The organism is Microcystis sp. M179S2 (genome assembly GCF_020245805.1).
GTDB classification, from domain to species: Bacteria; Cyanobacteriota; Cyanobacteriia; order Cyanobacteriales; family Microcystaceae; genus Microcystis; species Microcystis aeruginosa.
Genome location: NZ_JADBUE010000264.1, coordinates 1 through 4,493, shown reverse-complemented (window position 1 = coordinate 4,493; position 4,493 = coordinate 1). Strand labels below are relative to the sequence as shown.

Annotated in this window: 7 protein-coding genes; 4 read left to right on the top strand and 3 right to left on the bottom strand. The window is 47.3% G+C overall.

The window, feature by feature from the left end; translation table 11 throughout:
- Positions 1-271 precede the first annotated feature (271 nt).
- The 3 genes from IM500_RS16165 to IM500_RS16155 all read left to right on the top strand — a co-directional run bounded on the left by IM500_RS16165 (position 272) and on the right by IM500_RS16155 (position 2,099).
- Positions 272-958, top strand: coding sequence for an ATP-dependent Clp protease proteolytic subunit (locus IM500_RS16165; protein WP_045360910.1), 687 nt, complete (start codon positions 272-274; stop codon positions 956-958).
- Positions 959-993: 35 nt separating this feature from the next.
- Positions 994-1,593, top strand: coding sequence for an ATP-dependent Clp protease proteolytic subunit (locus tag IM500_RS16160; protein WP_002734165.1), 600 nt, complete (start codon positions 994-996; stop codon positions 1,591-1,593).
- A gap of 101 nt (positions 1,594-1,694) precedes the next feature.
- Positions 1,695-2,099, top strand: a complete 405-nt coding sequence (locus IM500_RS16155; protein WP_002762845.1) for a DUF1622 domain-containing protein — start codon at positions 1,695-1,697, stop codon at positions 2,097-2,099.
- 92 nt (positions 2,100-2,191) lie between these two features.
- Here IM500_RS16155 and IM500_RS16150 read toward each other — a convergent pair whose 3' ends face one another.
- The 3 genes from IM500_RS16150 to IM500_RS16140 form a co-directional block, all read right to left on the bottom strand.
- Complete coding sequence (locus IM500_RS16150) at positions 2,192-2,872, bottom strand: response regulator transcription factor (RefSeq protein ID WP_190722569.1); 681 nt, start codon at positions 2,870-2,872, stop codon at positions 2,192-2,194.
- A 133-nt stretch (positions 2,873-3,005) separates the two neighbouring features.
- A complete protein-coding gene (locus IM500_RS16145; RefSeq protein ID WP_190722568.1) occupies positions 3,006-3,461 on the bottom strand; it encodes a (2Fe-2S) ferredoxin domain-containing protein in 456 nt (151 codons plus the stop codon).
- Between the two features lie 55 nt (positions 3,462-3,516).
- On the bottom strand, positions 3,517-3,819 hold the full coding sequence (locus IM500_RS16140; RefSeq protein ID WP_193959885.1) for a hypothetical protein: 303 nt from the start codon (positions 3,817-3,819) through the stop codon (positions 3,517-3,519).
- 115 nt (positions 3,820-3,934) lie between these two features.
- Here IM500_RS16140 and IM500_RS16135 point away from each other — a divergent pair, with 115 nt between their 5' ends.
- On the top strand, positions 3,935-4,336 hold the full coding sequence (locus IM500_RS16135; protein WP_287738976.1) for an Npun_F0494 family protein: 402 nt from the start codon (positions 3,935-3,937) through the stop codon (positions 4,334-4,336).
- The last annotated feature ends 157 nt before the right edge of the window (positions 4,337-4,493 follow it).

The following is a 4,493-nucleotide window of genomic DNA, read 5'->3' as shown; positions in this document are numbered from 1 at the left end:
TTGAGAATGACTGGGGCAACCCTGAAATTTTCGGCTTAGTTGCCGGCAGCTTGCCGCCAACTCACTCCTCTAGATAAGTATTTTGACTCACGCTCCTTCCTCTTTTGAGACGTTGTGACACTTAGGGTGCGGAATGTGGGTAGTATTAGAGCTGCGGGCAGTCGATGAGAGATTCTTGGGGACGAACCTAGCTAAAAATACCTCCACGCAATCGGTCAACCCGATTACGTTAAAATCAAAAGCAGGATACTGTGTATGACGGAAAAACTCGATGAACTCAGCGATTAAAGCGGTACAAACTGCCTATTATGGGGATGCAGCCTATCGGACACCACCACCGGACTTAGAATCTCTCCTGCTCAAAGAGAGAATTGTCTATCTGGGGTTGCCCTTATTTTCCTCCGATGATGTCAAGCGCAATGTCGGGGTGGACGTGACGGAATTAATTATCGCGCAACTGCTCTACCTGCAATTTGACGATCCCGAAAAACCGATTTTCTTCTATATCAACTCTACCGGCACATCCTGGTACACGGGGGACGCGATCGGCTACGAAACGGAAGCTTTCGCCATCTGTGACACCCTCAACTACATTAAACCTCCCGTTCATACTATCTGTATCGGACAGGCGATGGGAACTGCAGCGATGATTCTTTCTGCAGGAACCAAGGGTTTTCGCGCCTCCTTACCCCACGCTACCATTGTTCTCAACCAAAATCGCACCGGGGCCCAGGGACAAGCCACCGATATCCAGATTCGTGCCAAGGAGGTAATCGCCAACAAACAGACGATGTTGGAAATTTTCTCGAAAAATACGGGTCAAACCACCGAAAAACTGGCGAAAGATATGGATCGCACCTTCTATCTCACCCCACAACAGGCGAAAGACTACGGATTAATCGATCGCGTTCTCGAAAGTCGCAAGGAACTACCGAAACCCCTCGCCCAAGTTAGTTAAGATTTATTACAAATTAGCAGGAGTTGTTACCAATTATGCCTATCGGTGTGCCAAAAGTTCCCTACCGTCTGCCGGGTAGCCAATACGAACAGTGGATTAGCATTTACAGCCGTCTTTCGGTGGAACGCATTCTTTTTTTGGGGCAGGAAGTCACCGACGGGTTAGCCAATGCCCTTGTGGCCCAAATGCTTTATCTCGACTCGGAAGACCCCACTAAACCCATCTATCTCTATATCAACTCGCCGGGGGGTTCCGTTACCGCCGGTATGGCCATCTACGACACCATGCAGTACATCAAAGCGGAAGTGGTGACTATTTGTGTGGGATTAGCGGCCTCTATGGGGGCATTTTTACTGGCTTCCGGTAGTCCGGGTAAGCGTCTCGCCCTTCCCCACGCGCGGATTATGATTCACCAACCCATGGGCGGAACTGGGCGCCGGCAAGCGACGGATATCGACATTGAAGCTAAGGAAATCCTGCGTATTCGCCAGCAATTAAACGAAATTATGGCTAATCGCACTGGACAAACCATCGAACGCATCGAAAAAGACACTGACCGCGATTATTTCCTCTCCGCCGAGGAAGCCGTCGCCTACGGTTTAATTGATAAGGTGGTGGAGGGAAGACCGGCTTAAGTCAGTCAGAGGTTAGAACAGGCGAGAAACCTGTTCTAACTGCCATTGGAGAAACTTCCTTAGATGGTAGGTTGGTTGATCGGATAATCCCATAAGAGGGTATGGAATTTTTAGCAACTTTAGAAACAGGCTTGATCTCTGCCGTGGCAATCATCAAGTTTTGCCTAGAAAGTATTTCGATCGCTTGTGTGGTGATCGGATTAATTAAAACCCTACAATTAGCTTGGCAGTCTAATCGTCACCGTCGCAGTCTTCCCCCTTTTTCCTTCAATCAAATTCGCATTCGTTTCGGTACTTGGCTATCTTTAGCCCTAGAGTTTCAGTTAGGTGGAGACATCGTGGCTACTACCGTCACACCTACTATAGAAGCCTTGGCACAACTCGCCCTCATCGCTATTATCCGAACTTTCCTCAACTATTTCCTCAGCCAAGAATTGGAAACGGAATTGTCCATGGAAAAAGAGCGATCGCAACTAGCAGCCCAGGACAATCTCAGGGATTTTTAATGCCAAAAAAAGGTGAGTTGACAATCACCTGACCTAACCCCTGATAAGCTGTTGACTATTGAGGGTATGCTAAAAAAGTTTTTCAGCAAGCTCTAGATAGTCAACAGCTTATTACTTTTGATCGCCCACTGGCTCAATTCCGTGCGATTATGAAGACCGGTTTTATGAAGCATATTCGACACATGGCTTTCGATTGTCCGTTGACTAACATTGAGTTTTGCGGCGATTTCCCGATTAGCCAGTCCTTGTGCGACCAATTGTACTACTTTTAATTCCGTTGGGGTTAATTCCACATTACCCTGGACTTGAACAGGGGTGACATCCGGGGAATGGTGGCGGGAGGTGCGTTTCGGCAACCGGCCTGCTTGTTTGAGGGAAGACTCCACCCGGGCCACTAATTCTTCCGGTTCAAAGGGTTTGACCATATACACATCGGCCCCGGCGGTTACACCTGTTATCTTGTCCTGACTTTGACCCTTAGGGGAGAGAAAGATCACGGGAATGCAACTAAAACGACTGTCCTGACGAATTTTTTCGAGGAAGGCATAACCGTCCATTTCCGGCATCATCAGATCACAGATAATCATATCGGGCATTTCCCCTGCTTTGGCAGCATTTGCCCCGCGTTCGAGGATTGCCAGGGCCTCCCGACCGTTTTCTGCGGTTGTCACCCTATAACCACGAAACTCTAGATAATCCTTCACCAAAAGTATTAAATTCGGGTCATCGTCGATTAATAAAAGTTGTTTATTGTCTTTGTTGGTCTCTTTCATCGCTATTTTCCAGGCTGCAGGGTTGGGGGAATGGAGACGGACAAAGGATCGACAGGCACTCATGCAACAGGTAGTTAGATATGTGCAATTAATTGTGTCTAGCTACTTATCTTAATCGATCGAATCAGTGATTTCAGTTAGTTTTAACCCTGTTTTCCTCTATTGTTTCGGGTTCTTCTTCTGGACAGTTCAGAGAAATTGCCGGTAAATCGTGGCGAAGAAAAGCATATTCGGTGACGATTTGATTACCGATTAGGTGTTCTTGGATAATTCTTTCGATCGCTTCTCTGTTTACCCTTCGATACCAGACTCCTTCCGGGTACACTAATAAAATCGGCCCTTGGCTACAAACCCGCAAACAGTTGGCTTTAGTGCGAAAAATACAGCCCGGACGGTCTGCCCTAGGGCGATCGAGTTCTAATTCACTTAACCGCTTCTTTAAATAATCCCACACTTCTAACCCTTCTTCCTTGTCACAGCATTTTGGCTTAGTCTGATCGCAGCAGAGAAATAGATGACGCTGGATCTGGGCCAATCCCAACTTAGCCACATTTTCCCCCAAGATATCTCTGGTGTCCGCTTCTTCCATAAATTTTTTTTATCAACTAAACTCTTGACATTGAACAGAAAATGTGCATAGCCGACTAAAATTTCGGTTTGAGGATGTAACGATAGATGAGATAAACGATAGCGGCAAGGATTAAAGCGCTTAAAACTGCGCTGACTAGGCGTAAAATCGCCGTTAAAATCGAAAGAGCCACAAAAACCCCCGCCACTGCCACGACTACCTGTGCTGGTGTGGAGAGGCTGCCGTACCAAGTTTTCACTTTTTCGAGGGTGGCAGCGAAACTAACCCGGGTATCAACGGGGGGGAAATCGTCGGTTTCAATTTCCACTTCCACTTCCTCTGGGGTATATTTATTATCGAACGGTTCGGGAGACTGCATAAACACTCAAGCTACTTAACACTTCATCCCTATTTTATCGGTGATTGGGGTTAACAGGGGTTGAGGCCAGATCAATGTAACAATGAGTTTATCCATAGCTAAACGACTGGAATCTATGAGCCTATCGACTCCCACCGTTACCGCCATCAATTATCCTGATGCTACCATCAACCGGGCCGAACGCGCCCTCTGTTGTTCTCCTTTCCGTGTCACCCTATTCGCCGCTATGCTTGAGCAAAGTGTATCACTTTTAAGCATCCCTGGTGCTGGGGGTTTAGAGAAAGGTTATACTTCCAGACTGCTGACGGAAGCAGCAGTGGAAAGATATCTTCTCTGGTTGATTAAAGTGGGAATTTTGCGGCGCGAAGTAGATGGACAGGGGATAACCGATAGTTTTCGTCTCACTCCTTTGGGGAGGAAATTAATAGAAAAATGGCAACCCCAAGGGGACTTTTTCCCTAAACCCACTTTCTGGCAAAGATTTTTAAATACTCTGCAACGTTGGTTTTCTTTTTAATGCTGTTAAGGTGAGGAGTCGGGAGTCGGTCGTCAGGAGTCAGGATTCTCCGAGTCGGTCGTCAGGAGTCAGGAGATAGGAGATTATTTTATTTATTCTCCCCACACCCCACACCCCACACCCCACACCCCACACCCCACACCCCACTTCCCACACC